The organism is Variovorax boronicumulans (genome assembly GCF_019352895.1).
Classification (GTDB): Bacteria; Pseudomonadota; Gammaproteobacteria; order Burkholderiales; family Burkholderiaceae_C; genus Variovorax; species Variovorax boronicumulans_A.
The window spans coordinates 2,071,872-2,097,281 of sequence record NZ_JAAAFX010000004.1 but is presented as its reverse complement, the minus strand read 5'-3'; the positions used below and the strand labels follow the sequence as shown (position 1 = coordinate 2,097,281).

Here is a 25,410-nt window from a genome sequence, read left to right as displayed (position 1 = left end):
TGGCCGCTCCTTACTTGACTTCTTTTTGCTCGTCCTTGAACCACTTCAGGCGCAGGGCGGCAAGGCTGCCGTCGGCCGTCTTGGCATCGACGATCTTGTTCATCTCGGCGAGCAGTGCGGTCTCGCTCGGCTGCACGGCCATGTACGCCGGGCTGATGCGAAGCAGCGACTTCATCTCGATGCCCTTGGCCGGGTTCTCGTCGGCGACCTTCTGGGCGATGAAGTTGTTCTCGGCGAACAACGGCGCCTGGCCCGACAGGAAGGCCGAGATGGTGGAGGCCGTGTCTTCGAGACGAATCAGCTTGGCGCCGGGCACCATCTCGGAGAGCGACAGGTCGGGCGTGGAGCCCTTGGGCACCGCGATGGTCTGGCCGGCGAGATCAGCCGGCTTCGCGACCTTGGCAACGCCCTTGCCGCCGTAGACGCCGAGGTACACCGCTGCATAGGGCTTGGAGAACGCGACCTGCTTGGCGCGTTCCGGCGAACTGCCGAGCGCGGCGATCACCACGTCGACCTTGTTCGACAGCAGGTAGGGAATGCGGTTGGCACCCGTGACCTGCTGCAGTTCGAGCTTGACGCCCATCGTCTTCGCCACGTTCTCCGCCAGTTCGACGTCCAGCCCGGTCGGTTTTCCGGCGGCGTCCGTGAAGCCCCAGGGGGCCGCATCGATGGTGGTCGCGATGCGGATCACGCCCTTGGACTTGATGTCGGCGAGCTTGTCCGCGTGCGCGAACAGCGGCGCGGCGCACAACAATGCGGCAGCGATCAGGGATGCAGGTGTAGACATGGGAAGACTCCTGGAAGTGAACGAAAGGGAAGAAGGAAAGGCGGTCAGACGACCGACTGGACGAACTGCTGGAACTCGGGGGTCTGCGGCGCGCCGAACATCCGCTCGGGCGTGCCGCGCTCCCAGATGCGGCCCTGGTTCATGAAGAGCACCTCGGAGGCGACCCGGCGTGCGAACGCCATCTCGTGCGTCACCACCATCATGGTCATGCCGTCGCGTGCCAGGTCTTCCATGACGCGCAGCACCTCGCCCACCAGTTCGGGGTCGAGCGCCGAGGTGGCCTCGTCGAACAACATGAGCTGCGGCGACATCGCCAGGGCGCGCGCGATCGCCACCCGCTGCTGCTGGCCACCCGACAACTGCGACGGCATGGCGTCCAGCTTCTGGCCGAGGCCGACGCGCTCCAGCATCTGCCTGGCGAGCGCGGGCGCTTCATCGCGCGTGATCTTCTTGGTGAGCACCGGTGCCAGCGTGACGTTGGCCGACGCCGAGAGGTGCGGAAACAGGTTGAAGCTCTGGAACACCATGCCGACGCGCTGGCGCAGCAGCGCGAGATCGGTCGACGGCGCATGGACGTCGACACCGTCGACCACGATGCGGCCCGAGCCGATGGTTTCCAGTCCGTTCACGCAACGCAGCAGCGTGCTCTTGCCGGACCCGCTGCGCCCTACGAGCGCCACGATGTCCCCCTTGGCAACTTCCGTCGACACGCCACGCAGCACATGGTTGTCACCGAAGTGCTTTTCGACCGATTCAATTCGCACGAGCGACATGCATGCGTCCTTCCAGGGAAAGTGCCAGGCGAGCCAGCGGATAGCAGATGGCGAAGTAGCACAGGGCCACGCCGCAGAAGACCGGGAGATGCGCGAGCGTCGAGCCCGCGACGATCTGGCCCGAACGCGTCAGTTCGACCAGGCCCACCAGCGCGGCCAGCGAGGTGTTCTTGATGAGCTGCACCAGATAGCTCACGGTCGGCGCGAGGGCAACGCGGGCGGCCTGGGGCCACACCACATGGCGCATGACATGCCAGCGCCGCAGGCCGACGCATGCACCTGCTTCCCATTGCCCCTTGGACACCGATTCCACGGCGCCGCGCCAGATCTCCCCGAGGAAGGCCCCGGCCGACAGCGAGAAGGCGATAGCCGCCGCCGTGAAGGCATCGATCTGGATGCCCATCAGCATCGGCACGCCGAAATACAGCAGGAACAGCACGCCGAGCAGCGGCGTGCCCTGCACCAGCTCCACGTAGATGCGCGCCAGCACCCGCAGCCAGCCCTGGCGCGAGGTGCGCGCCACGGCGACGCCGAGCGCGATCACGCTGCCGATGACCAGTGCAGTGAGTGCCAGGGCCACGGTCCAGCGGATCGCGCCGAGGATCAGCCACAGGTCGGCGATGGAGAGGCTTCGCATCTCAGAACTCCTTCGGGAACAGGCGACGCTGCACGAAGCCCAGCACGATGCGCAGGGCCTGCACCGCCACGAAATACATCGCGCAGATCACCAGGTAGACCTCGAAGCTGCGGAAGGTGCGCGAGTCGATGAAGCTGCCGGCGTGAAAGATGTCCTCGACGCCGATCTGAGAGATCAGGCTGGTGCCGATCAGCGTCAGCACCATCTGGCTGGCCAGCGACGGGAAGACGTTGCGCAGCGCCGGCACGAACAACACGTGCATCAGCACCTGCCGACGACGCAGGCCGAGCGCCGCCCCCGCCTCGGAAAGGCCGTTCGGTACCGACAGCAGGCCCGAGCGGAACACCTCGACCATGTAGGCGCCGCAGTAGAGCGCCAGCGAGATCACGCCCGCCACCGGCGCATCGAGCCGCAGGCCGAGGCTCGGCAGGCCGAAGTAGATGAGGAACAACTGGACCAGCGCCGGCGTGTTGCGGAAGAACTCCACGTAGACACGCGTCGCGCCGCGCAGCGGCTTGTTGCCGTAGATCAGCACCAGTGCGCCCACCACCCCGATCGCCATGCCGAGCACGATGCTCGACGCGGCATAGGCCAGCGTGTGAAGCATGCCGTCGATCAACTGGCCGGTGTACGGCGCAAGCGCCTCGAACTGGAACTGGTAGGCCATGCGTCAGTCCACTTCCAGAATGGCTTCGACCTCGACGGTCTGGTTGCCGGGCAGCGAGCCCGCGCCGATCGCCGACCGCGCGCCGCGACCGATCGCCTCGCCGAACACGGCGACGAACAGGTCGGAGCAGCCGTTGATGACCTTCGGATGCTGCGCAAAACCGGGGGCCGCATTCACGAAGGCCAGCAGCTTGATCACGTTGCGCACCCGGCCGAGTTCGCCGAGCGCGTCCTTGGCGACGGCCAGCAGGTTGAGTCCGGTCAGCCGGGCATGCAGATACGCTGCCTCGATGCCGACCTCTTCGCCGACGCGGCCGACATGCAGATGCCCATCGGCCTCCAGCGGCCCCTGCCCCGACAGATAGAGCAACGGACCGACGCGCCGCCAGGCCACGAAGTTGGCGACCGGCTCGGGTGCCGATGGCAGGGCGAGGCCCAGGCCGGCGAGCCGCATCTCAGGTGTCAGGTCCGTCGCGATGTTCGAATCCAGTGCCATGAAAGGTGGAGTTGGGCCTCTTGCACCCCCAAGGTGGTGCAGCGGCAGGGTTATCTGGGAAAATCACAGCATTCACTGCGATTGGTTAACCAATTTTGGTGCGCGCTTCCTGCGAGATCCCGCATGGAGCTGGATTTATTCTAGGATTGCAGTTCATCATTGGTCAACCATTTTGGCGAAATATAAAACCATAGCCCCCGGGCTTCCGTCAAACCCCGCCGCTGCGACCGCCGGGCCGATGGCCGATCTGTCGGAGCGCATCGGCGCCCAGGACAAGGCCACGGCCTCGAAGGTCTATCGGGCGATCCTGCAGTCGATACAGGACGGCGTGCTCAAGCCCGGCGACAAGCTCCCGAACGAGCGCGACCTGTCGACGCAGTTCCACACCACGCGTGGCACGGTGCGCCACGCGCTGGCGATGATGAGCAGCCAGGGCTTGTTGCTGCGCAAGGTCGGCAGCGGCACGTTCCTGGCCGACTCGCTGCTGCAGTTGCTCAGCGAAACCGACCTGCCGGTCGCCGCCCACCACGACGACGTGCCGACCTATGGCGAGATCCTCGAAGGCCGCCTGCTGTTCGAGCCGGCCATGATGGCCCTGTCCGCGCAACGCGCAGACGCGGAAGACCTCGCATTGATGCGCCACCACCTCGCCGCCGTGCGCGACGCCGACCAGTGGATCGACTTCAAGGAAGGCATCTACGGCGTGCACCAGGCGATCTATCGCGCCACGCGCAATCGCTTCCTGATGCAGGTCTTCGAGGCCGTGGTGACCGATCGGCGTGCCGTGCAGTACGACGGACGCTCCAGCCTGCACAGCCCCGTCGGCACCATCGTGCGAGAAAAGACGCTGCGCGAGTTGACGGCCATCGTCGATGCGATCGAGGCGCGTGACGCCAAGGCCGCCACGCAGTTGGCGACCGACTACTTCACCCAGATCCTGGCGTCGCTCAGCGTCTACGGCTGAGCGTGCCCTCGCCCGCTCGCACGTCGTGGGCAACGTTGCAGCCGGTGCCCGACGCGCTGATTCCAGCGGCAGGCGCGCAAGCGATCGACAGCCCCGGTCGTCTCACGGCAGCGCTCCGATGCGGCAGTTCAGCTCCTGGCCGCCGGGCAACTGCACGATGGCGCCCGGGCCCTTCTGCCAGAAGAGCGCTTCGCCCTCGGGAGAGCGGCCGAGGTAGCGCGCGCCCGAAGCCGACGGCGCGATGCTCAGCACGAAGCTGCGGTCCTTGCCTGCCAGGGCGACCAGCGAGGGCTCGACGTTCACGAAGGTGGCGTTCATCGGTTCCGCCTCGCCCGGGCAATGCACCGGCACCGGGCCGATGCTGACGCCGCCCTTGTCGTTGCGGCGCATCGCGGCAGGCAGCCCCGCGCGCAGCTCCGCGATCCGCAGGACGTAGGCGTCTCGTATGCAGGCCTTGGCGTCGTCCGACTTCCAGCAGTCGTCCCGGCCCTTGATCCAGCCGCGCTGCATCGCCGTCAACGTCTTCTTCTGCTGCGCGCTCTGGCCGGGGGCCTTGCGCGCCAGTGCGTAGACCCGCGCGTTCTCGCGGTCGAGCGCGGCCAGCATGCCGTCCTGACAGACCGCCTCCTGCGCCACCCCCTGGGCCCGGGCGCAGCTGAAACTCGGTGATGCGGCCATGACCTGCTGGGCCGCGCCGAGCGCGACGAGCAAGCCAAGGCGCGACGCGATGCTGGATGAAAAGCGCATGGCACGGTCCTCCTGTGGGCGTCTGAAAAAAAAGGCTCGCCAGTGTTGCAGGCCCTCGCACCTGCCGCAACCCGGCGCTCACCCGGCGGGCACCCGGCGGGCACGGGGCCACGACGGATGGCAGCGCCGCCGCTCGTGGCGCTTGCGCGAGCGCCCTCAGGCCTGCGCCTGCCGATGCCCAGGTGCGCTGCTGGACCGGCTGACCCTCGTGCTGCGGAGCAGCGGCCTCCCCCGCTGGTGCGCACGGCGCAGGCATCACCCCTGGCTTGCAGCCACCAGGAAATCGATCAGCAGCGCCAGCGCGCCCTGCGCATCGCTGCTGCGGAAGAGCAGGCCGATCGGCTCGATCGGCGCCTGCAGGTCCAGCGGCAGTTCCACGATCCCGTGCCGTCCCAGCCGATCGAGCAGGGTGAGCGGCACCGGCACCACCACGTCCGGCTGCGACAGCATGCTCAGCAGCAGGCGCGGTGCCAGCGTCTGCACCGGGTGCGCGCGCGGCGGGTGCGCTTCCTGCGACCACAGCGCGTCGAGCGCGCGCCGCACGGCGAAGTGGGCCGGCGGGAGGATCCAGCGCGACTGCGCCAGGTCCGCCAGCTTCAGCCGCCGCCGCCGCGCCGCCGGATGCGTGGCGGCGGCGACAAGCACCATCCGGTCCTCGCGCAGCGCGATGAAGCGGTGCCCGGGTTCGAGCCGCACGGGCTCGCGCACCAGCACCGCATCGAACGCGCCCGCGCGCAGGCCCGCGCTCAGGCGGTCGATGCTGTTTTCCTCGATCTCCAGGCGCCACTCGGGATAGCTCGCGAGCAATCGCTCCAGCACCGGCTGCAGCACGCTGGCCATGGCGGCATCGATCGCGCCGATGCGCAGCGGCCGCACCTGCTGCGTGGCCAGCGCCGTGAGCTCCTCGCTCGCCACGCGCAAGGCATCGATGGACAGGCGCGCGTGCCGGGCCACGAGCCGCCCGGCCTCGGTGATGCGCATGCCGCGCGCATGGCGCTCGAACAAGGCCGTGCCCAGCAGGGTCTCGAGCTCGCGCAGCATCTGCGTCGCGGCGGGCTGCGTCATGTGGACCGCCGCGGCCGCGCGGCGCAGGTTGGCATGCGTCTCGAGCGCGTCGACCAGCTTCAGGTGGCGCAGGCGCAGGCGCGCGAGCAGGCGTTCGAGCAGCAGTTCGGTGGCGGGGACGGCGGGCGGGTTCATCGAGGCGATAAGGATCGATTATCGGGCGCTGGAAATCCGATTGGCCGGCCGCGCCGGCGGCGCTTACGCTCGCGGGCTTTCCTCCCTCCGACGTTCTCGCGTCACTTCCATGTCCTTCCGCTTCCGCCTCGCCGCACCGTTGTGCCTGCCCGTCGTCCTTGCCACCGCCGCCCTGTGCGCCAGCGCCCAGGACAAGTCCGCGCCCCCGCCCGCCGCCGCGCAGGCGATGTATCCGCTGCTGGCCCAGCGCCTGCAGGCCGTGGAGCCGAAGGTGATCGCCTGGCGCCGCGACATCCACCAGCATCCCGAGCTCGGCAACCAGGAGAAGCGCACCGCCGCGCTGGTCGCCGCGCACCTGAAGGCGCTCGGCTTCGAGGTGCGCGAGGGCGTCGCCGTCACCGGCGTGGTCGGTGTGCTCAAGGGCGGCAAGCCCGGTCCGGTGGTGGCGCTGCGCGCCGACATGGACGCGCTGCCGGTCAAGGAACAGGTCGACCTGCCCTTCGCGTCGAAGGCGCGCGCCACCTGGGCGGGCAAGGAGGTCGACGTGATGCACGCCTGCGGCCATGACGGCCACGTGGCGATGCTGATGGGCGTCGCCGAGGTGATGGCCGCGATGAAGGACCAGCTGCCCGGCACGGTCAAGCTGGTCTTCCAGCCGGCCGAGGAAAAGCTGCCCAATGCCGAGATCGGCGGCGCGCGCCGCATGCTGGCCGAAGGCGCGTTCGATGCGCCCAAGCCCGACGTGGTGTTCGCCGCGCACCTGGTGTCGAACCTCAACACCGGCGAGATCGGCTACAAGGCCGGCCCGATCACCGCGGCCTCCGACGCCTTCCGCGTCAGCGTCAAGGGTCGCCAGACGCACGGCTCGGCGCCGTGGAGCGGTGTCGACCCGATCGTGCTGGGCTCGCAGATCGTGCTGGGCTTCCAGACCATCGCCAGCCGCCAGGTCAACGTGACCAAGGAGCCTTCGGTGCTCACGGTGGGCACCTTCCAGGCCGGCACGCGCTACAACATCATTCCCGACGCCGCGGAAATGAGCGGCACGCTGCGGACCTACGACGAGCAGATGCGCAAGTTCATCATCCAGCGCATGGGCGAGACCGCCGAGCTGATCGCCAAGAGCGGCGGCGGCGACGCGCATGTGCACATCGAGGAGGACGGCTACGCCGCCACCATCAACGACGCGGCGCTGACCGAGAAGATGGCGCCGAGCCTGGCGCGCGTGCCGGGCGGCAAGGCCATGGTGGTGCAGAAGGGCACCGGCGGCGAGGACTTCTCCTTCTTCGCGCAGAAGGTGCCGGGCCTCTACGTGGTGATCGGCAACACGCCGGTGGGCCAGGACGCGAGCAAGGCCGAGGCCAACCATTCGCCGCGCTTCTATGTCGACGAGGCCTCGCTGGCGATCGGCACCCGCACCTTGGCGCAGCTCACGGTGGACTACCTGGCGATGGGCAAGCCCTGAAGCGAAGGGCGGCGCTGGCCTGAGCAGTGTCCCTAGCGCTCGAGGTCCGGCGGCCGCAGCTCCATCGGCTGGTCGAAGCTGGTCCACTTGCGGTCGTAGTCCATGCGCTCGAAGTGCGCGACCAGGAAGTCGATGAAGCTGCGCACCTTGGCCGACATGTGGCGCCGGCTCTGAAAGGCTAAGTTGATGCTCAGCTGCGGCAGGTCCCAGTCGTCGAGCACCGACACCAGCCGGCCCGCCACCAGGTCGTCGTAGAGGATGTACTTGGGCTGCACCACGATGCCCATGCCGTCGAGCGCGGCGGTGCGCAGCACCTGGCCGTCGTTCGACTCCAGCAGGCCCTTGATCTTCACGCTGCGGGTCTCCTCGCCGCGGCGGAAGCTGAAGTCGTTGGGGTTGTTGCTGTAGGTGTAGAGCAGCACCGGCCGCTGCGCGAGTTCTTCCACGCTCTGCGGCATGCCGTGGGCATTGAGGTAGCCCGGCGAGGCGGCCAGGATGCGGCGCGTGGCCGCCAGCCGGCGGATCGTGATGTTCGAGTCGTTCTCGTACTCGCGCGTACGGATCGCGACGTCGATGTTGTTGTCGATCAGGTCGTAGTAGCGGTTGGCCGCCTCCACGTGCACCGTGACGTTGGGGTAGCGGTGGGTGTACTCGCGCAGCAGCGGCGAGATGTGGTGCACCGAGAAGGACAGCGAGGCCGTGATGCGCAAGGTGCCGGTGGGGTTGAGCGTGGTGGCGCTGGCGGCCGACTCCGCATCGTTCAGGTCGGCCAGCACGCTCTTGCAGCTGCGGTAGAAGTTCTCGCCCACCTCGGTCAGCGTGAGCCGCCGCGTGCTGCGCTGGATCAGCCGCGCCCCCAGGCGTTCCTCCAGCGCCGCCAGGTGCCGGCTCGCCGCCGCATTCGACAGGCCCAATGCCTCGGCGGCACGCGACATGCTGCCCAGCTCGGCGGTCTGCACCAGCAATTCCATCGCCGTCAAACGGTCCACTTCGACTCCAGGTTCCTTGGCAGCCCGGCGGCTTCGTGCGACGCACGCTTCCGCTGACTGCAACAGCCATTTCGCTTCGCGACGGCTTCAGCGCCGCAGCCGAATCTTCGCGGCCGCACCACACAGTGCAGCGGCGCTTCTCGTAGAAGCCGCATGTTAGCTGCGCCGCCTCGATCGTGCGGGGGACGTCAGTGCGCCTCGCAAGGAACGACTTCACGCGCCATGCACTGCATCGGGTCCGAATAAGGGAAAACCCTTCCTTTTCCATCCAGTGGAAAGGAGCTTTCCGCCAAAGCGCTGGGTCGGGGCTGCATGGATTCCTATAGTGGGCGCAGCCCCAGACTCAGGAGACCCCCGGTGCGAAATCTCAACGAAGACAACATCACGCGCGCCGTGATCGCGATGCACGCGCAGGCCAAGGACGCGCGCGTCCAGACCCTCATGACCAGCCTGGTGCAGCACCTGCACGCCTTCGCCCGCGAGGTCGAGCTGACCGAAGAGGAGTGGTTCAAGGGCATCCAGTTCCTCACCGACGTGGGCCGCATCACGACCGACGTGCGCCAGGAATTCATCCTGCTGTCGGACACGCTGGGCCTGTCGATGCTGGTGACCGCGCTCAACAACAAGAAGCCGCAGGGCTGCACCGAGGCCACCGTGTTCGGCCCCTTCCACGTCGAAGGCTCGCCGCACGTGCCGCTGGGCGGCGACGTCGCCAACGGCGCCGAGGGCGAGCCCTGCTATGTGCGCGGCAGCGTGGTCGGCACCGACGGCCAGCCGGTGGCGAACGCCGAGTTGCAGGTCTGGCAGGCCGACGCGGCCGGCAACTACGACGTGCAGTACGCCCATGCCGGCGGCGAGCACGAGCACCGCGCGCGCGCCACGCTCAACGCCGACGCGAAAGGTGACTTCCACTTCAAGACCATCCGCGCCGAGGCCTACCCGATCCCGCACGACGGCCCGGTCGGCAAGATGCTCGAGGCGCTGGGCCGCCATCCTTGGCGGCCTGCGCACCTGCACTTCATGATCAGCGCGCCGGGTTTCGAGCGGCTCATCACGCACGTGTTCCGCAACGGCGACCGCTACCTCGACTCCGACGCGGTGTTCGGCGTGCGCTCGTCGTTGATCGCCGACTGGATCGAGCACCCGCCCGGCGCCACGCCCGACGGCGGCACGAGCACCGTGCCCTTCTACACGCTGGACTTCCGCTTCGTGCTGAACCCGGTCGCGGTGCCCGCGGTCGCGCGCCCCACCCTCACGCGCAAGGTGTCGGCCTGATGTCCACGTCGATGTCATCACGCACGCGCATCGCTCGTGTCGATGGACGACGCGCCGGGCATGATCGACAACGCCTGCATCGCGTCTCCCAGAGCGCCTCGGTGCTGCCCTTCGTGAACCTGTGGCCGCAGAGGGCCGGTTTCCCGCCCGCGGCCTGAGCGCGACCCATGACCTTCAAGCACATCGTCATGTGGAACCTGCGCGGCGACTCCGCCGAGGAGAAGGCCCGCGCCATCCACCTGGTGCGCGGCAAGTTCGAGGCCCTGCGTGGCCAGATCCCGGGGCTGCTGCACCTGGAGGTCGGCGTCGACCTGAGCCATGCCGACTACGCCTGCGACGTCGTGCTGTACAGCGAGTTCGACAGCCAGGAATCGCTGGCCTCCTATGCCACGCACCCCGCGCACCTGCGGGTGCGCGAGGAGATCGGCGACCTGCGCATCGCGCGCCACCAGGTCGACTACGCGGCGCACTGAGCGCTTTCTTTTTTGCCGATCGCACGGCCACCGTGCCGCGTGGTCTTCCCTCCATCGAGCCCGAAGAACCCATGACCACCCCTCTAGACATCGTCGGCCTGTGCGGCAGCCTGCGCCACGCCTCCATCAACCGCGCCGCGCTCCGGCTGGCCGGCGAGATGATGCCCGCCGGCATGACGCTGGACATCGCCGAGATCCGCGACATCCCCTTCTTCGACGGCGACGTGATGGCCCAGGGCTGGCCCGCGGCCGTGGCCGCGCTGCGCGAGCGCATACGCCGCGCCGACGCCGTGGTCATCGCCACGCCCGAATACAACTTTTCCACGCCCGGCGTGCTCAAGAACACGCTCGACTGGCTCAGCCGCGGCGAGGACCAGCCCTTCGCCTTCAAGCCGGTGGCGATCCTCTCGGCCTCGCCGGGCCCGCTGGGCGGCGCGCGCGTGCAGTACGACCTGCGCCGCGTGATGCTGTTCATGAACGCCCAGGTGCTGGCCAAACCCGAGGTCTTCATCGGCGGCGCCGGCGCCAAGTTCTCGCCCGAGGGCGTGTGCACCGACACGACCACGCGGCAGTTCGTGGGCGACCAGATGGCGGCCTTCGCGCACTGGATCGCGGGCGTGCAGCGCATGAAGGGTTGAGGGGCGGAGAACCCTCACCCCAGCCCTCTCCCGCGTGCGGGAGAGGGGGCAAGACCAGACACACAAATGGACCGCACCATGAGCACCCAGCACCCGCCCCGCCACGATTTCGTCTTCACTGCCCAGCCCGCGCGCGTGCGCTTCGCGCCGGGCGCGCTTGCGCACCTGCCGCAGGAGGTCGAGGCGCTGGGCGCCCGGCGCGCGCTGGTGCTGTGCACGCCGCAGCAGGTCGAGACGGCCGAGCGCGTGTCGGCCCTGCTGGGCCCGCTGAGCGCGGGCGTGTTCAGCGGCGCCGTGATGCACGTGCCGATCGAGGCCGCGCGCGAGGCGCGCGCGCACGCCGGCGCGGTCGGCGCCGACTGCGCGGTCGCGATCGGCGGCGGCTCCACCGTGGGCCTGGGCAAGGCCATCGCGCTCGAGTCGCCGATGCCCATCCTCGCGATCCCGACCACCTATGCGGGCTCCGAGATGACGCCGATCTACGGCATCACCGAAGCCGGCCTGAAGAAGACCGGCCGCGACCCGCGCGTGCTGCCGCGCACCGTGCTCTACGACCCGGAACTGTCGATCGGTTTGCCCGTCGGCCTGTCAGTGGTCAGCGGCATGAACGCCATCGCGCACGCGGCCGAAGGCCTGTACGCACGCGACGGCAACCCCGTGATGTCGCTGATGGCCGAGGAAGGCATCCGCGCCATCGCCCAGGGCCTGCGCGGCATCGTCGCAGCCCCTTCCGACATCGACGCGCGCAGCGACTGCCTCTACGGCGCCTGGCTCTGCGGCACGGTGCTGGGCCACGTCGGCATGGCGCTGCACCACAAGCTGTGCCACACCCTGGGCGGCAGCTTCAACCTGCCGCATGCCGAGACCCACACGGTGGTGCTGCCGCATGCGCTGGCCTACAACGCGGCCGCGGCACCCGAGGCCATGCAGCGCATCGCCCGCGCCATCGGCCGCGGCGACGGCGACGCGGCCGGCGGCCTGTTCGACCTGGCCCGGGCCCTGGGCGCGCCCACCTCGCTGCGCGAGATCGGCATGCCGAAGGAAGGCCTGGCGCGCGTCGCCGACCTGGCCGTGGCCAACCCCTACTGGAACCCGCGCCCGCTGGCGCGCGACGCGCTCATGGCGCTGCTGCACGACGCATGGGAAGGCCGGCGGCCGGGCCGCACGCGGCCCTGAGCCTTCGTCACATCACCCGTTGCGGCATCGCATCGGCCCCGCGCATGACTACATCACCGCCACCATCGCCTTCCGCTCGGGCGTGCGCGGCACCGTGAGCTTCCTGTCGGTCACGCCCTTCCACGGGCGCATCGCGGTGTTCGGCGACAAGGGCTGGGTCGAGCTGGTGTCCGAAGGCAACGTCGACCAGGGCCTGCCCACCCTTTTCACGCACTGCACCGGCACCGGCGTGCCGCGCATCCACCACAGCTACCCGGCCAACGACGCCGTGCTGCTGAACTTCGAAGCCTGGTCGGATGCGGTCACGCAAGGCGGCGCCTACCCGTTCACGCACAGCGAGCTGCTGGAGAACATCAAGCTGTTCGGGGGGCTTTGTTGCACAAATCGCCTCGCCGACGCCCGTAGACTGACGGCGTGACAGATACGAAGAACAGGCAGCGGACCAAGTACCGCACGACGAACTGGAAGGCGTACAACGCGGAGCTGAAAGCGCGAGGCTCGTTGACGATGTGGCTGGACCCGGGGATGCGATGGCTGGGCACGCCGAACGGCAAGCGCGGACGCAGCCCGACCTTCTCGGACGCAGCCATCCAGTTCTGCCTGAGCATCAAGTGCCTGTTCGGCCAGCCCTTGCGGCAGGCGCTGGGCGTGGTGCAAAGCCTGCTGCGGTTGGCCAAGCTGGACTGGCCGGTACCGGACTTCAGCACGGTCTGCCGACGCCAGAAGACCTTGCAGATCGAACTGAGCTACCAGCCGAGCAAATCGCCGCTGCAGTTGCTGGTGGACAGCACGGGCATCAAGTTCCTGGGCGAAGGCGAGTGGAAACGCAAGAAGCATGGCGCCGAGTACCGGCGTGAATGGCGCAAGGTCCATCTGGGCATCGATGCGCAGACGCTGGAGATACGCGCCATCGAGGTGACCAGCAATGCCATCGGGGATGCGCTGATGTTGCCCGAGTTGCTGGCTCAGATTCCTAGCGACGAACCTATCGAAAGCGTCTGTGCTGATGGCGCCTACGACACTCGCGACTGCCTGGACGCCATCGCCGAACGGCAAGCGATGGCATTGATCCCGCCGCGCAAGAACGCCAGCCATTGGAAGAAGTCGAGTGCGGGCTCGGCGCACCGCAACGAGGCCATTCGCGCGTGCAAGCGCTTGGGTCGCAGTTTCTGGAAGAAGTGGAGCGGCTACCACCGGCGCAGCCTTGTGGAGACGAAGATGCACTGCTTCAAGCGACTGGGCGAACGGGTGACCGCGCGCACGTTCGCCCGCCAGGTTGTGGAGTTGCATGTCCGCGTAGCCTTGCTGAATCGCTTCAGCCAGATCGGCCGTCCTCAAACCGTGCCAGTGACTGCTGTGGCATAGGTCCGTCTGGGTTGGGGTCATGCCGGCTGCAATTCGATTTATGCAACAAAGCCCTGAACCGACAACATGATGAAGTCGCCCAAACCCTTCTGCTGCGTGGCAGGCAGAGTACGGATGAAGTCCTGAGCCCAGACCTGGGCTTGATCCGAAGGCACTCCTTCTAAAACATTCCCAAGCCACTCCTGTAGGGCGCTTGGTGAGGCCAGCGGAGGAGAACCAAACTCTTTCCCTGCTTGAGCTGGAGTGGGGATAAATGTGGGCCCCGTCGTCGGTTCGGTCCCCCCTGCGCCATACCCACCAGCGCTGGGGTCAACGACCACCGGCGGAGTTCCAGTGAACCAGTCATATGCGCCTCTGACACCGTCAACAGTTGCCTGCGCCAAAATAGAGGACACCGCAAGCGTCTCGATGGCACGCTCGCTCATCCCGGGGTTTTCTGCACGGGTGCGTTCGATCTCGGCGCTTATGGCAACGGCCATGCCCGCGGTTAGCAGGCCATTCCGGCATAGAGCGATTTCCAAACAGGCGGCGACTCCGCGAGCAACGGCCCCGTTGAAGTTGTTTGCAGCAGCATTCGCTGCCGCGGAGGCGCCGAGGTTGGGATCTCCGCCAGCCGCGGCTGCAGCGATACCACCGAGCATGCTTGCAAAGGCAACCGTATCCGGCTTTAGTCCCTCAGTCAGCACATCCCTTCCGGCGTTGTACGAGAGGGCCGCAGCTTCACCGATCACTGCACCGATTGCACCGCTTCCACACCCGGCGCAGCTATCTGCCTTGGCCGCACCAACAGCACAACCAGCGATCGCATGGGCCACATAGTTCGATAGTTCGCCCACGGGGAAATTCTTTCCGATCGAGTTGGTGCCTTGCGCGGCCAGGGTGTCGATGAATGCCGTCTTCAGGCTGTTCTTGAGGTTGTCCTCCAGGCTGCCGCCATTGATCGCCGTGTCGATCAGTGCCTTCGCGGCGGCGCCCTGTATGTTCTGTCCGAGCTGAGTCATGAACTGCTCGGTGCCGCCGCCCACGGTCGGCAGGCCGGTCGGGTTCAGATTCAAGCCTCCGAGCACGCCGCCCGTGGCGATGGCCGTCAGCAGGTTCTTCACGTTGGTGCTACTGCCCAACTCATGCAGCGTGGCGGCGAGGTCGCCTCGGTTGTTGATCAAGGCGACGGAGATCTGGCCGGCCAGTGCCGACAGCCCTGCGGTCACCGCCCCACCCACCACCGCGCCCACACCACTGCCGGCCGCGAAAACCGCTCCTTCGACGACCACACCTTGGCCTGCGGCCACAGCCGCCGCGTCGCCGGCTGCACTGGCCGGCCCCACCGCGAAGTACGCCGCCACCAGCGTCACGATCGCCGCCCCCTCAGGGGTGAGGCCCTGCTGCTTGTAGTCCCACTGCTTGTGCGCCTCTTCGACCTTGACCCAGTCGACCTTGCCCTGCAGCTTCGGGTCTTCGTTGAGTTGCTTCACCCAGCCCATGCCGGGTTGTTGGGCCAGGGCCTCGACGCTGTCCCGGGCGCCCAGGCCGGCCTGCACGCTGTTCACCGGCGTGGCAATCTCGCCGGCGTTGAGCTTCGCGTAGTGGGTCTGCTCGTCGCTGCTGCCCTTGCCCTGGGTCTTCTGCCACGCCAGGTCGCGGCCTGCGCTGGTGTGGCTCTGGTCTTCCTTCGTGGTCTGCGTGGCCAGCACGAGCTGGTCTGCCTCGAGCGTGAGCTTGCCGGGCGTATTGACGGTGATCGCGCCGAGCGTGAGCGTGCCCTTGTTGCCGTCCTTGTCGACCGCCAGCAGGTTGACGTTGGCGCCGTTGAGGGAGGTGCCCGCCAGGCTGGTGCGCTGGCCCGCATCGGTGTCGGTGCGCTTGGCGTTGATGCCCGTGCCGGGGTCGCGCCACCAGGTCTCGGTGCCGAGGTTCAGGTTCTTCTCGTAGTGCTGGCTGGAGCCGGTGTACTCGTTGACGGCATCGATGACGCTGACCGTCGCGCCCCTGACGGTGACGTCTTTCTTCGCATCGACCTGCACGCCGCGCAGCGCGGCGCCCTGGTCGCCCAGCAGCAGTACACCGCCGTTCTTGCTCTCGATGGCGGTGGGTGCGGCGGTATTGCTGTCAGAAGTGCCAGCGTCGCGGCTGGCGTTCTTCTGGGGCAAGCCATGGGGCGCTATCAGTCTCTGATCTCAAGTCCCCACAGAAACTCGCCGCGTTGGTAATCCAGCTCAAAGTAATACATGCCTGCGTACTCAACCCAGGCGGTAATCCCGAACTCGCCTTCTTTTTCATCTGCAGGGTTGATGTAGGGGCTGCTGATGGTCACGAAAGCAGTTGGTGGCTTGGCTGATTGCGGATTTTGAGGTTTAGTTAGTTCCCATGGCACTGAGAGTCGTAGCCTCTTTTTCCCATAGATGTCCAATAGCAAGAAGTTGTCGGGGACGGAGGGCTTCTCGAAACAAACAAAGCCCGAAGAATCAGGAAGCTCTCGAAGCGAGATCATATTTTCTTCATCGCGCATTTCAAATTCAAAGTCGTCGACGCTCCATGAATAGCGCACTACAGGACCGAAAATATCGTTGCTCTCATCAGTGGGGTCGCGCCACCCGCTAAGCTGACTCATCAATACCGACTGCCCGCGGTTGTTATGAAGAGTGAATGCCTTAACTTTCTTGGTCATAGAGCTCTCCCGCTGCCCCGAACATACTGAAAAACTGCGGCTCGATCTTCTCGGGGTACAAAAAAGTGCAGCTGATTTCCCCCACCCGCAGCAGAGCCTTGAGCACCAACTCCGCCAACTTGCGCATTAATTGGTCGCATTATTTGAACATCAACTACATAAAGAGAGCCCGACTTACCGGTCAGAGCTGACGTCATCGCCAGCTCATTTCCAGCGTATGCGGCATTGGGAACGTCGTCGAATGTCGCCCATCCGCCGAAGGCTCGATCCAACTTACCAGCCTGCATATCGTTGTACGCAGCCTCAGTCACAACCATTTTCACCGTCGTCCCCGACTTCATCGTCGCCTCCGCCACACTGCTCCCGGAGGTCCAGGCCGGCGACCATCCATCCGCCGCATTCATCAGCGCATTGACCTCGTCGGCGCTCTTGAATCCCTTGATCGCACCCGCATCGAACTTCATGAACTGAAGCGCCGCGCCCTCCAGCGTATTCGTCCCGATGTTCACGCCAGCCCTCGTCAACGCCACGCCCCCCTTGGCCGCGGCGTCCACCCCCATCAATACACTGCCGACGTGCCATACCAGGCTACCCAAGTCCCGGCCCAGTTGTTCCGCATTCCGATCACCGCCGACCGCGATCGCCGTCTGCATCCGCTCAATCTGGGCGTCCAGTTCGGCAAACACTTTGTCGCCCAGTTGCTGCCGCACGTCCGGACTGTTGATGATCTGTCTGAGACCCTTCAGGCCTTCGATGGGGCTGGACAGAAAGTCAACCAGCCCTTGAATATCGCTGATGCCAGCGTCCACAAGGCCTTTACCGATGCCATTTGCGGTCAGGACGTCTTGCTTGCCGCTGATGAGCGCCCATTTTCCGAAGACCTGCAGCTTCTCCAATGCGGTCTTCGCCGCATCGATCTCCCTCTTCATCTGGGCTCTCTGCTGCGTCGCAAGCCAGTTGTTGGCGGCCGCATTGGCGGCGGCCTGGCTGGCCAGGTTGATCTCGGCGGCGCTGCCACCGGCCGTGGCCGTGGCAATGCCGCCCATCATCGCTGCGAACTGGACGGTGTCTGCCTGAGCGTTCATCGCTTCTGGGTCATAGAGTCGCGCCGCAAGCTCTCCTACCGCGGCGCCAAGCGCCCCGGCCCCGCAACTCCCATTGGTCCGTGCCGCACCAGCCACGCACCCCGCAATGGCGTGAGCGAACAAGTTGGCAGCACTGCCCGGCTCAAGGTGCGTGCCAATCGCATTCGCCCCCTGCGCGGCCAGGGTGTCGATGAATGCCGTCTTCAGGCTGTTCTTGAGGTTGTCCTCCAGGCTGCCGCCGTTGATCGCCGTGCCGATCAAGGCCTTTGCGGCTGCCCCCTGTATGTTCTGCCCGAGTTGAGTCATGAACTGCTCAGTGCCACCGCCCACGGTCGGCAGGCCGGTCGGGTTCAGGTTCAAGCCTCCGAGCACGCCGCCCGTGGCGATGGCCGTCAACAGGTTCTTCACATTAGCGCTGCTGCCCAGCTCATGCAGCGTGGCGGCCAGGTCGCCGCGGTTGTTGATCAAGGCGACTGCGACCTGGCCGGCCAGTGCCGACAGACCTGCGGTCACCGCACCGCCGACCACCGTGCCGGTCATGCCACCACCCACGGCGGCACCCGCCGTATTGCCTGCAGCCCCCGCTGGCCCCACCGCGAAGTACGCCGCCACCAGCGTCACGATTGCCGCCCCTTCGGGCGTGAGGCCCTGCTGCTTGTAATCCCACTGCTTGTGCGCCTCTTCGACCTTGACCCAGTCGACCTTGCCCTGCAGCTTCGGGTCTTCGTTGAGCTGCTTCACCCAGCCCATGCCGGGTTGTTGGGCCAGGGCCTCGACGCTGTCCCGGGCGCCAAGGCCAGCCTGCACGCTGTTCACCGGCGTGGCGAGCTCGCCGGCGTTGAGCTTCGCGTAGTGGGTCTGCTCGTCGCTGCTGCCCTTGCCCTGGGTCTTCTGCCACGCCAGGTCGCGGCCTGCGCTGGTGTGGCTCTGGTCTTCCTTCGTCGTCTGCGTGGCCAGCACGAGCTGGTCTGCCTCGAGCGTGAGCTTGCCGGGCGTATTGACGGTGATCGCGCCGAGCGTGAGCGTGCCCTTGTTGCCGTCCTTGTCGAGCGCCAGCAGGTTGACGTTGGCACCGTTGAGGGAGGTGCCTGCCAGGCTGGTGCGCTGGCCCGCATCGGTGTCGGTGCGCTTGGCGTTGATGCCCGTGCCGGGGTCGCGCCACCAGGTCTCGGTGCCGAGGTTCAGGTTCTTTTCGTAGTGCTGGCTGGAGCCGCTGTACTCGTTGACGGCATCGATGACGCTGACCGTGGCGCCCTTGACGGTGACGTCCTTCTTGGCGTCGACCTGCACGCCGCGCAGCGCGGCGCCCTGGTCGCCCAGCAGCAACACGCCGCCGTTCTTGCTTTCGATGGTGGTGGGTGCGGCGGTGTTGCTGTAGGAGGCGTTGTTGTCGCGGCTCTCGTTCTTCTGCGGCACGACCACGGGAAGGCTGCCGCCGCTGAAGCCGAAGCCGCTGCGCTTCTCGCTGGTCTCGCGGCTCTGGCTGCGCAGGTCGCGTGCCTCGTGCAGGTCGAGTGCGCCTTGCGCATGCACCAGCACGCCTTCATCACCGCGGATGTGCACACCTTCGCCGGTGATGTTGCCGTTGGCCGTGATCGAGGTCAGGTTGCCGCCGAAGCTGCTGCCGTGGCTGATCGATTCCTCGGCGGTGGTGCGGCTGGTGAGGGTCTTCTTGCTGAAGGTCCCGCGAATGGTGCTCTCATGCGCATCGTCCACGCTGCGCGTGCTGCGGCCCGCTTGCACATCGATGTTCCCGTCGGCATGCACCGACAGCGAGCCACCGGTTTCGAGCGCGGCCTGGCGGGCCACGATGTTGCGGTCGGCATCGACGATCACGGTGCTGCCCGTGCCGCTGCCGCCGACGATGCGGCTGCCAACTTCTTCGCTCTCGCTGCTGCGCCGGTAGTTCTTCGCGTCCCAGGTGATGTCCTGGCTGTTCGAAGTTTCGACGGTGCCGAGCTTGACGTCGCGGTCCGCATGCACCTTCGTGTAGCTGCCTGCGCCGGTGTTGGAAAGGATGGCGCCGATGACGTTCACGTCGTTACCCGCCGTCGCCAGCAAGGTCCCGCCCGGATTCGTCACGTACACCCCCGCCACCCGGTCCAGGTTCGTGCGGCTGCCTTGTGCGCTGGTCTGGGTGCTGGTGGTGCTGCGGATGTTGATGTCGTGCCCGGCCGTGAGCACGGCAGCCTTGCGCGCCTCGATGCTGCCGCCGATGTTGTCGAGGTCGTTGCGTGCGGCGATGCCCACGCTGTCGCCCACGATGCGCCCGCCCAGGTTGCGCACGTTGTCGGCATGGATCGACACCAGCTGGCGACCCGCGATCGTGCCGCTGTTGACCAGATCGCCCTGGCCCTTGTCGTCTTCACCGCCCTTGACCGTCAAGGTTTTGGCCGACAGCAGCGCACCGCTGCCGTCGATGTCGCCGGGTTTCACACGCACATAGACCTGCGGCACCAGCACCCGCTGGCTGCTGCCGTCGGCCAGGGTCACGGTCTGCTCGACCAGCCAGACGATGTCGCTGGTGAGCTGCGCCATCTGCGCGGCACTCAGCGCGATGCCGGGACGCAGGCCGTACTGCCGGGCGAAGGTGGCACCGGCGTTCATCAGTGCGATGTATTGCGCCTCGTCGTTGCCGAAGCCTTCGAGGTAACGGTAGCCGGTGAGCTGTGCGATCTGCTCGCGGATCAGCTTCTGCTCGTAGAAGCCGTCGCCCAGGCGCTTGAGCGTGTGGTTCGGGTCCAGGCCCAGGGCGTTGAACAGGTAGTCGCTGCTCAGCCAGTTCCGGTAGCCCGCGAAGCGCGGGTCGGTCTCGACCAGGTAGCGGCCGTCGTTGCCCGTGCGAAACAGGCTGGCCGCGGGCGCGCGCGTGTCGGGCGTGCTGGTGCGCACGACCATCGGTCCTGCGCCGCGTACCGCGCCTGAGCCATCGGCCGCGGCGCCGCCGGGCGCGGTGACGCTGGCCGGCACCTCGGTGAAGGTGCGGCCGCGGCCCGATGCAGTGCCGGTACCCGCAGCGCCGGCTTGATCACCCACGACCACCTTGCCTGGCTCAGGGGGCCGCTCGTGCTGGGTCGCGTCCGTGCCGGGTTCGTAGCGCCAGCCTGGCAAGGCGAAGGTGGTCTTGGTGTCAGCGGGGGTGTAGTCGGTCTCTGGCGAAAACCATTCGGTGCCGCCATTCAGTCCTCCATGGTGCGTCCAGTAGTGGTAGATCGACTTGCCATTGCGGCTGAGCACCTCCGCGCCTTCGGTCTGATGGTTCTGTGGCGCCTGATCGGTGGTGATGGCGCCACCGGCGAGCACCTGGCTGTCGGTGTTGACGAGCTGGCCGCTCAGCGTCATGTTGCCGCCTGCGACGATCTTCGCCGGGTCGCTGGAATTGCCCGCGCTGTCGCGGCTCACCGACTCGGTGTACTTCAGTTCGGTCCAGGCCCGTGCGATCTGCTGCAGGCGGTTGTCCTCCTTGACCTCTGCGTTGTACGCATCGATGGCCTTGCCCAACTGGTCCAGGGCCGTGCTGTAGCTCGCGTCCCAGGCCGCCTTGGCTTGCTCGTAGGCTGGGCAGGGCAGAAACGGGTTGCAGCCAAACTGCGCCAGCGTGGGCTCCGGGGCCTGCGTGGGCGGCGTAACGCCGAACTGTGCGAAGCGTGCAGAGTTGCGTGGCTCGGTGGTCGTGACCGGGGCATCACAGCCCCCGGCGTCACCGCCGTAGCAGTTCTGCGTGGTGACGACGGCCGGGGGCACTTCCTGGCGCTGGCCGTATTTCTCGGGATGCGCCTTCAGGTTGATCCACCGGCTGTTCAGGATCACGAAGTCCGAAGCGGGTCGGAACTCCGTCCATCCTTCCGGCATGAGCTCCTCCTTGTACTCGCTCGACACCGGCACTCGCTCGACCTTCAAGTGCTCGTTGCTGTTGCGAATGGTCGCAGCCGACAGGTGCATGTCGCCCAGCGACTCGATGGTGGCGCTGGCGTTGTGGATCAGCTCGGCCTTGCCGGTGGCATGGCGCTCGGCATCGAGCGCGCCGCCGATGGCCAGGTCACCGCCGCTGAGTAGCAGCGCATGCTCCTTGTTGAGCACCGTCCGCGCGCCGATGTCCAGCCGCTGGCGCGCGGCGATGCTGCCGGCCTGAACGCCGTCACCGTCGTTGAGCACGCTGTCGGCCGCGATCGACACATGGTCGCCATAGATGCGGCCGGTCTTGGCGTTGATCACGGCTTGCGCGTTGACCTGCGTGTCGCGCCCGTCGATCAAGCCGCGGTTGGTCAGCGTGTCGGCGGCGGTGACGATCGTGGTGTCGCCTCGCATCTCCGCGCCCTCGGCGTTGTCGACGTTGCGGCCGCTGACCGTGAGCGTGCCGCCCGCAAGCAGCTTGCCTTGGTTGCTCACGTCGCCGGCCGAGGCATAGCGCAGGCTGCCGTTCGCGCTGATCTCACCCTCGTTCACCAAGTCCTGGCTGAAGCCGAGCGACAGGTCCTTGCCCGAGGTGATCTTGCCGTTGCCGACCAGCGACGAGGCCTCGATTTGCAGCGCCTGATCGGCCACCAATGTGCCGCCGGTGTTGGTGAGCCGCAGCGTCCGGGCGCCGATGTCCGCGGCCGGGTCTTCGATGCGCAGGAGGTTGTGCGCGGAGATCAGGCCGCCGGTGTTGTCGACATGGCCTGCGCTGCGGACCGTGGCATCGACATCCGCACGGATCGCACCGGCCGTGTTGTTGAGCGTGGCGGCATCGAGCACCAGGTTCTTGCCCTCGATGCCCTGCTCGTCACCCTGCGTGCCGGCGTTGGTGATTGTGACGGCGTTCAGCGTGGCGCTGGCTATCGAGCGGATCAGGCTGCCGCTGTTGTCGATGGCACCGGCATCGATGCGCATCGCGCCGATGCTCTGCGTCTTGCCGCCGCGGTTGTCGTAGAGCGCACCCTGCGTGTCGATGTCCAGCGCGGCCTGGCCCAGCACCAGCCCGCCGTCACTGTTGACGACCGCGCCCGTGTGCGCCACAAGATCCTCCTTGGCGCCGATGAAGCCAGCGCTGTTGTCGATGGCGCCCATGGCCAGGGTCAGCGTGCCCGCGCTGGTGATGCCGCCCTGCTTCGTCTCGTAACCCCCAGCGTCGGTATTGGTCAGCGTCTGGCCATGAGTGTCGAGGCGCATCGCGCCACCCGACTGCAGCAAGCCGGCCGTGTTGTCGAGCGCCCCCGAAGCGACGGCCACCGTGGTGGTCGCGGCCAGCGTGCCGTGGCGGTTGTCGAGCGCCTGCCCGCGCGTGTCGATGGCCAGGCTGTCGCCGATCACACGACCTGCTTCGCTGTTCACCAGGCCGTTGCTGGTCGATACCAGCGCCTGCCCAGCCTGCATCACCCCGCCGGTGTTGGTGGTGACGCCCGAGGTCGTGACGTTCAGGTCGCCCCTGACCGCCGCCACGCTGCCGCGCGTGTTGTCAACGGTGCCGGCGTCGAGCCGCACCGCGTTGTTCGCGGCGATCGTGCCACCGGTGTTTGTCACCGAGCCGCCTGCGCGCAGGTCGAGCTCGTCGATCGCGCCCAGGTTGCCGCCGCGGTTGTCGATGTCGCCCGCGACCGCAATGCGCGCGGCACCCGCGCCGGTCTGCACCATCTCGCCGGCCTGCGTGTTGGAGAGATTCGATGCATCGACCCGCAATTGGCCAGCGCTCAGCTGGCCTGCATCGTTGCGCAGGGTCTGTGCGCCCGAAGCCCCGGCCTCGATCTGCAGCAAGCCTGTGGCGGACACCACCGCGTGCTGCGTGACGACGTCGCCTTGGGTGGCCGTGATCTGCATGTCGCCCGCATGGCTGCGGCTGTCCGCAAGATCGACGCCTGCACCTTGCAGGCTGGCTTGGCCTGCGGCCACGACGTCGCCGTGTGCAGCCAGTTGTTGCGTCGTGCTCAGCCGCAGGTCGCCGCTGCTGCCGAGTTGGCCATCGGCCTGCACACCCGCGCCCAGCACGCTGGCCTTGGCGCTGTCGAGCGACTGCGCGGCGAGCGTGAGGTGCCGCCCCGCGGTGATCGCGCCTTCGTTGACGGCCGCACCATCGACGCTGACTGAGGCATCCCGCGTGCCGCGCAAGGCGCCTTTGCCCAGGTTGGCGAGCGAACCGGCCTGCACCGACAGATCGGTGCCCGCGCCGATCGTGCCATTGGTGTTGTGCAGTGCGTGCGCCACGGCCACGCGCGTGTCGGCATTCGTGGAGTGGACGGCCCCCGCGCTGTTGTCCATCGACTGGACGGTCACCTTCACAGACCCGCCAGCGACCAGCGTGCCAGCGCTGTTGGTCAGCGTGCCGTCGGCCTTGGCGTCGAGCGCGCCGGCTGCAGAGACGGTACCACGCGTGCTGTCCATGTCGCCACCCGCGATTAGGCTCGCATCGCCCTCGCTGGTCAACGTGCCATCGGTGTTGAGCAGATCACCCGTGCTCGCGATGCGCAGGCTGCCTGCCTGCAGCTTGCCGCCACTGTTGTCGAAGCGGCCCACGTCGGCGCTGAAGTCGCGCGCCACGTTCAAGGTGCCGCCCGCATTGCTGAAGCGCTCGCCGCGCACGGCCAGCGTGCCCACGCTCAAGCTGCCGCCGCTGTTGTCGATGCGCGGCGTGTCCAGGCCGATCTCGCCGCCCGCGTAGATGCGGCCGCCGTCGTTGAGCAGGCGGCCGGTGGCGCGGATGGCGCCAGGCCCTGTAGCGGGCGCGGGTTGCGCGGGTGCGGCCTCTGCAGCGACCGTGCCGCCGGAGTTCTGGGCCGTGGCGGTGCCGGGGGTCGGCGTGACCGATCCACCTCCGCTCGCACTGCCCCCCGATGCGCCTGCACCGCCCGCACCACCAGCGCCAGCCTCCGGCTGCACCGCCACCGGCTCCGCCCCGATGATCCCACCCGCCGTGTTGCTCAGCACCGGCGCCGTGATCGCAAGCTCGCGCGTGCCCGCCTGGCGGATCGTGCCGCCGCGGTTGTCGATGTCGCTCGCGCTGCTCAGCTCGACCTTCGCGCCTTCGAGCATGCCGATGTTCTCCAGCCGCCCCGCCGCAGTGACGACCAGGCCCCCGACCCCCGCGCCGATGTGGCCCGCGTTGCGCACGCCCAGCCCGGCCTCGGTGCCGATCAATGTGATCTTGCCCGCGTACATGCCGCCCAGCGCCGCCACGTCGAGCGCGAAGGCGGGCGTGGTGCCCGTGGGGGTCGTCGCTGTCTGCGCACTGCCGTCCACCGCGACCTGGTTCGCGCCGGCCACGACCTTCAGCTCGTTGGCCCAGACCCCCGCATTGAGCTGCACCGCCCGCGCCAGGATGGCCGCGTAGTCGGTCTTGCTCGCGTCGAGCCCCGCACCGTCGACGTTCACCGTGCCGCCGCGCACCAGGAAGCTGTCGAGCCCGCCGTTGGCTTTGAACTGCGGCGTGCCGGTGGTCAGCGTGGCGCGGCTCGCGTTGATGAAGCCGCCGCCGTTGACCTGGATGCCCGCCGGGTTGGCGATGATGACTTCGGCGCGCGGGCCCGCGACTTCGACGTAGCCGCGCAGCTGGCTCGGATTGGCGCTGTTCACCTCGTTGAGGATCACGCGCGCGCCACCGCCCGCGAGCCAGGGGTTGCCCTGCACCCAGCCGCCCAATTGGGTCTGGGCGTTGGTGCGGCTGTTGTTGAGGATCACGCCCTTGGCGTCGACGTCGAACTGCGAGTACGTGTTGCGCGAGACGCCTGCGGCGCTCGGCGTCTGGATGTTGACCAGGGGCACGCCGTTGGGGGCCGCGAGCAGCGTCGGGCGCTGGCGCCCGGGGGCACCGGGGTCGGCCACGATCTGCGCATGCAGTGGCGCGCTCATCAGGGCCGCGGCCAGCGCCCCCACGCTCACCGCCGCGGAGGTCGCGCCGCTCGCGCCCTTGCCCGTGCTGCGCGCGCTCTCCTGCACCACCATGCGCAGGCCGCGCGCGGCGTTGAAGACGATACGGTGGAGATGCTTGTTCATTCTTTTCTTTCCCTGAGCGCGCGCCGTACGCGCGAAAACACGGCGGG

Annotated in this window: 19 protein-coding genes; 8 read left to right on the top strand and 11 right to left on the bottom strand. The window is 67.5% G+C overall.

Annotated features, from left to right (window positions below; all coding sequences use genetic code 11):
- Positions 1-10: 10 nt before the first annotated feature.
- Genes K0H49_RS11295 through K0H49_RS11275 form a run of 5 tightly spaced genes read right to left on the bottom strand, consistent with a single transcriptional unit; the run spans position 11 to position 3,359 of the window.
- Positions 11-787 carry a transporter substrate-binding domain-containing protein gene (locus tag K0H49_RS11295; protein WP_219212090.1) on the bottom strand — a complete coding sequence of 259 codons (777 nt, stop codon included), beginning with the start codon at positions 785-787 and terminating at the stop codon, positions 11-13.
- Positions 788-831: 44 nt separating this feature from the next.
- Complete coding sequence (locus K0H49_RS11290; protein ID WP_219212088.1) at positions 832-1,560, bottom strand: amino acid ABC transporter ATP-binding protein; 729 nt, start codon at positions 1,558-1,560, stop codon at positions 832-834.
- Complete coding sequence (locus tag K0H49_RS11285) at positions 1,541-2,197, bottom strand: amino acid ABC transporter permease (RefSeq protein WP_219212086.1); 657 nt, start codon at positions 2,195-2,197, stop codon at positions 1,541-1,543. Before K0H49_RS11285 ends, K0H49_RS11290 begins: the two co-directional genes overlap by 20 nt.
- A 1-nt stretch (position 2,198) precedes the next feature.
- Complete coding sequence (locus K0H49_RS11280; RefSeq protein ID WP_219212083.1) at positions 2,199-2,864, bottom strand: amino acid ABC transporter permease; 666 nt, start codon at positions 2,862-2,864, stop codon at positions 2,199-2,201.
- A 3-nt stretch (positions 2,865-2,867) separates the two neighbouring features.
- Positions 2,868-3,359, bottom strand: coding sequence for a RidA family protein (locus K0H49_RS11275; protein ID WP_219212081.1), 492 nt, complete (start codon positions 3,357-3,359; stop codon positions 2,868-2,870).
- 238 nt (positions 3,360-3,597) lie between these two features.
- Here K0H49_RS11275 and K0H49_RS11270 point away from each other — a divergent pair, with 238 nt between their 5' ends.
- Positions 3,598-4,323, top strand: coding sequence for a FadR/GntR family transcriptional regulator (locus tag K0H49_RS11270; protein ID WP_219212079.1), 726 nt, complete (start codon positions 3,598-3,600; stop codon positions 4,321-4,323).
- 102 nt (positions 4,324-4,425) lie between these two features.
- Here the strand turns inward: K0H49_RS11270 and K0H49_RS11265 are convergent, their stop codons facing one another.
- Together K0H49_RS11265 and K0H49_RS11260 are read right to left on the bottom strand one after the other, a co-directional pair.
- Positions 4,426-5,070: an MliC family protein gene (locus tag K0H49_RS11265; RefSeq protein WP_219212077.1), complete on the bottom strand. Its 645-nt coding sequence runs from the start codon at positions 5,068-5,070 to the stop codon at positions 4,426-4,428.
- Between the two features lie 255 nt (positions 5,071-5,325).
- Positions 5,326-6,270 (bottom strand): LysR family transcriptional regulator, encoded by a 945-nt coding sequence (locus tag K0H49_RS11260; RefSeq protein ID WP_219212076.1) that lies wholly within the window; start codon positions 6,268-6,270, stop codon positions 5,326-5,328.
- 109 nt (positions 6,271-6,379) lie between these two features.
- Here K0H49_RS11260 and K0H49_RS11255 point away from each other — a divergent pair, with 109 nt between their 5' ends.
- Positions 6,380-7,732: an amidohydrolase gene (locus K0H49_RS11255; RefSeq protein ID WP_219212075.1), complete on the top strand. Its 1,353-nt coding sequence runs from the start codon at positions 6,380-6,382 to the stop codon at positions 7,730-7,732.
- 32 nt (positions 7,733-7,764) lie between these two features.
- Here K0H49_RS11255 and K0H49_RS11250 read toward each other — a convergent pair whose 3' ends face one another.
- Positions 7,765-8,721 carry a LysR family transcriptional regulator gene (locus tag K0H49_RS11250; RefSeq protein ID WP_219212074.1) on the bottom strand — a complete coding sequence of 319 codons (957 nt, stop codon included), beginning with the start codon at positions 8,719-8,721 and terminating at the stop codon, positions 7,765-7,767.
- 357 nt (positions 8,722-9,078) lie between these two features.
- On the opposite strand from K0H49_RS11250, the gene K0H49_RS11245 reads away from it, so the two are divergent.
- The 6 genes from K0H49_RS11245 to K0H49_RS11220 all read left to right on the top strand — a co-directional run bounded on the left by K0H49_RS11245 (position 9,079) and on the right by K0H49_RS11220 (position 13,648).
- Entirely contained in the window at positions 9,079-9,996 is a 918-nt protein-coding gene (locus K0H49_RS11245) for an intradiol ring-cleavage dioxygenase (RefSeq protein ID WP_219212073.1), read from the top strand.
- 167 nt (positions 9,997-10,163) lie between these two features.
- The gene (locus tag K0H49_RS11240) at positions 10,164-10,469 is read left to right on the top strand and encodes a Dabb family protein (RefSeq protein WP_219212072.1); all 306 of its coding nucleotides are present in this window, start codon (positions 10,164-10,166) and stop codon (positions 10,467-10,469) included.
- A 71-nt stretch (positions 10,470-10,540) separates the two neighbouring features.
- The gene (locus K0H49_RS11235) at positions 10,541-11,107 is read left to right on the top strand and encodes an NADPH-dependent FMN reductase (protein ID WP_219212071.1); all 567 of its coding nucleotides are present in this window, start codon (positions 10,541-10,543) and stop codon (positions 11,105-11,107) included.
- Positions 11,108-11,185: 78 nt separating this feature from the next.
- On the top strand, positions 11,186-12,283 hold the full coding sequence (locus tag K0H49_RS11230) for a maleylacetate reductase (protein ID WP_219212070.1): 1,098 nt from the start codon (positions 11,186-11,188) through the stop codon (positions 12,281-12,283).
- Positions 12,284-12,302: 19 nt separating this feature from the next.
- Positions 12,303-12,701, top strand: a complete 399-nt coding sequence (locus K0H49_RS11225) for a hypothetical protein (RefSeq protein ID WP_219212069.1) — start codon at positions 12,303-12,305, stop codon at positions 12,699-12,701.
- Positions 12,698-13,648, top strand: coding sequence for an IS5 family transposase (locus tag K0H49_RS11220; RefSeq protein WP_219212068.1), 951 nt, complete (start codon positions 12,698-12,700; stop codon positions 13,646-13,648). Before K0H49_RS11225 ends, K0H49_RS11220 begins: the two co-directional genes overlap by 4 nt.
- Before the next feature lie 38 nt (positions 13,649-13,686).
- On the opposite strand, the gene K0H49_RS11215 is transcribed toward K0H49_RS11220, so the two are convergent.
- From K0H49_RS11215 to K0H49_RS11205, 3 genes are read right to left on the bottom strand one after another with little or no spacing between them, the layout of a single operon-like run.
- Positions 13,687-15,795, bottom strand: a complete 2,109-nt coding sequence (locus tag K0H49_RS11215) for a DUF637 domain-containing protein (RefSeq protein WP_219212067.1) — start codon at positions 15,793-15,795, stop codon at positions 13,687-13,689.
- Positions 15,796-15,809: 14 nt separating this feature from the next.
- Entirely contained in the window at positions 15,810-16,313 is a 504-nt protein-coding gene (locus tag K0H49_RS11210; protein WP_219212066.1) for a hypothetical protein, read from the bottom strand.
- Entirely contained in the window at positions 16,310-25,363 is a 9,054-nt protein-coding gene (locus K0H49_RS11205; RefSeq protein ID WP_219212065.1) for a two-partner secretion domain-containing protein, read from the bottom strand. Before K0H49_RS11205 ends, K0H49_RS11210 begins: the two co-directional genes overlap by 4 nt.
- Positions 25,364-25,410 lie beyond the last annotated feature (47 nt).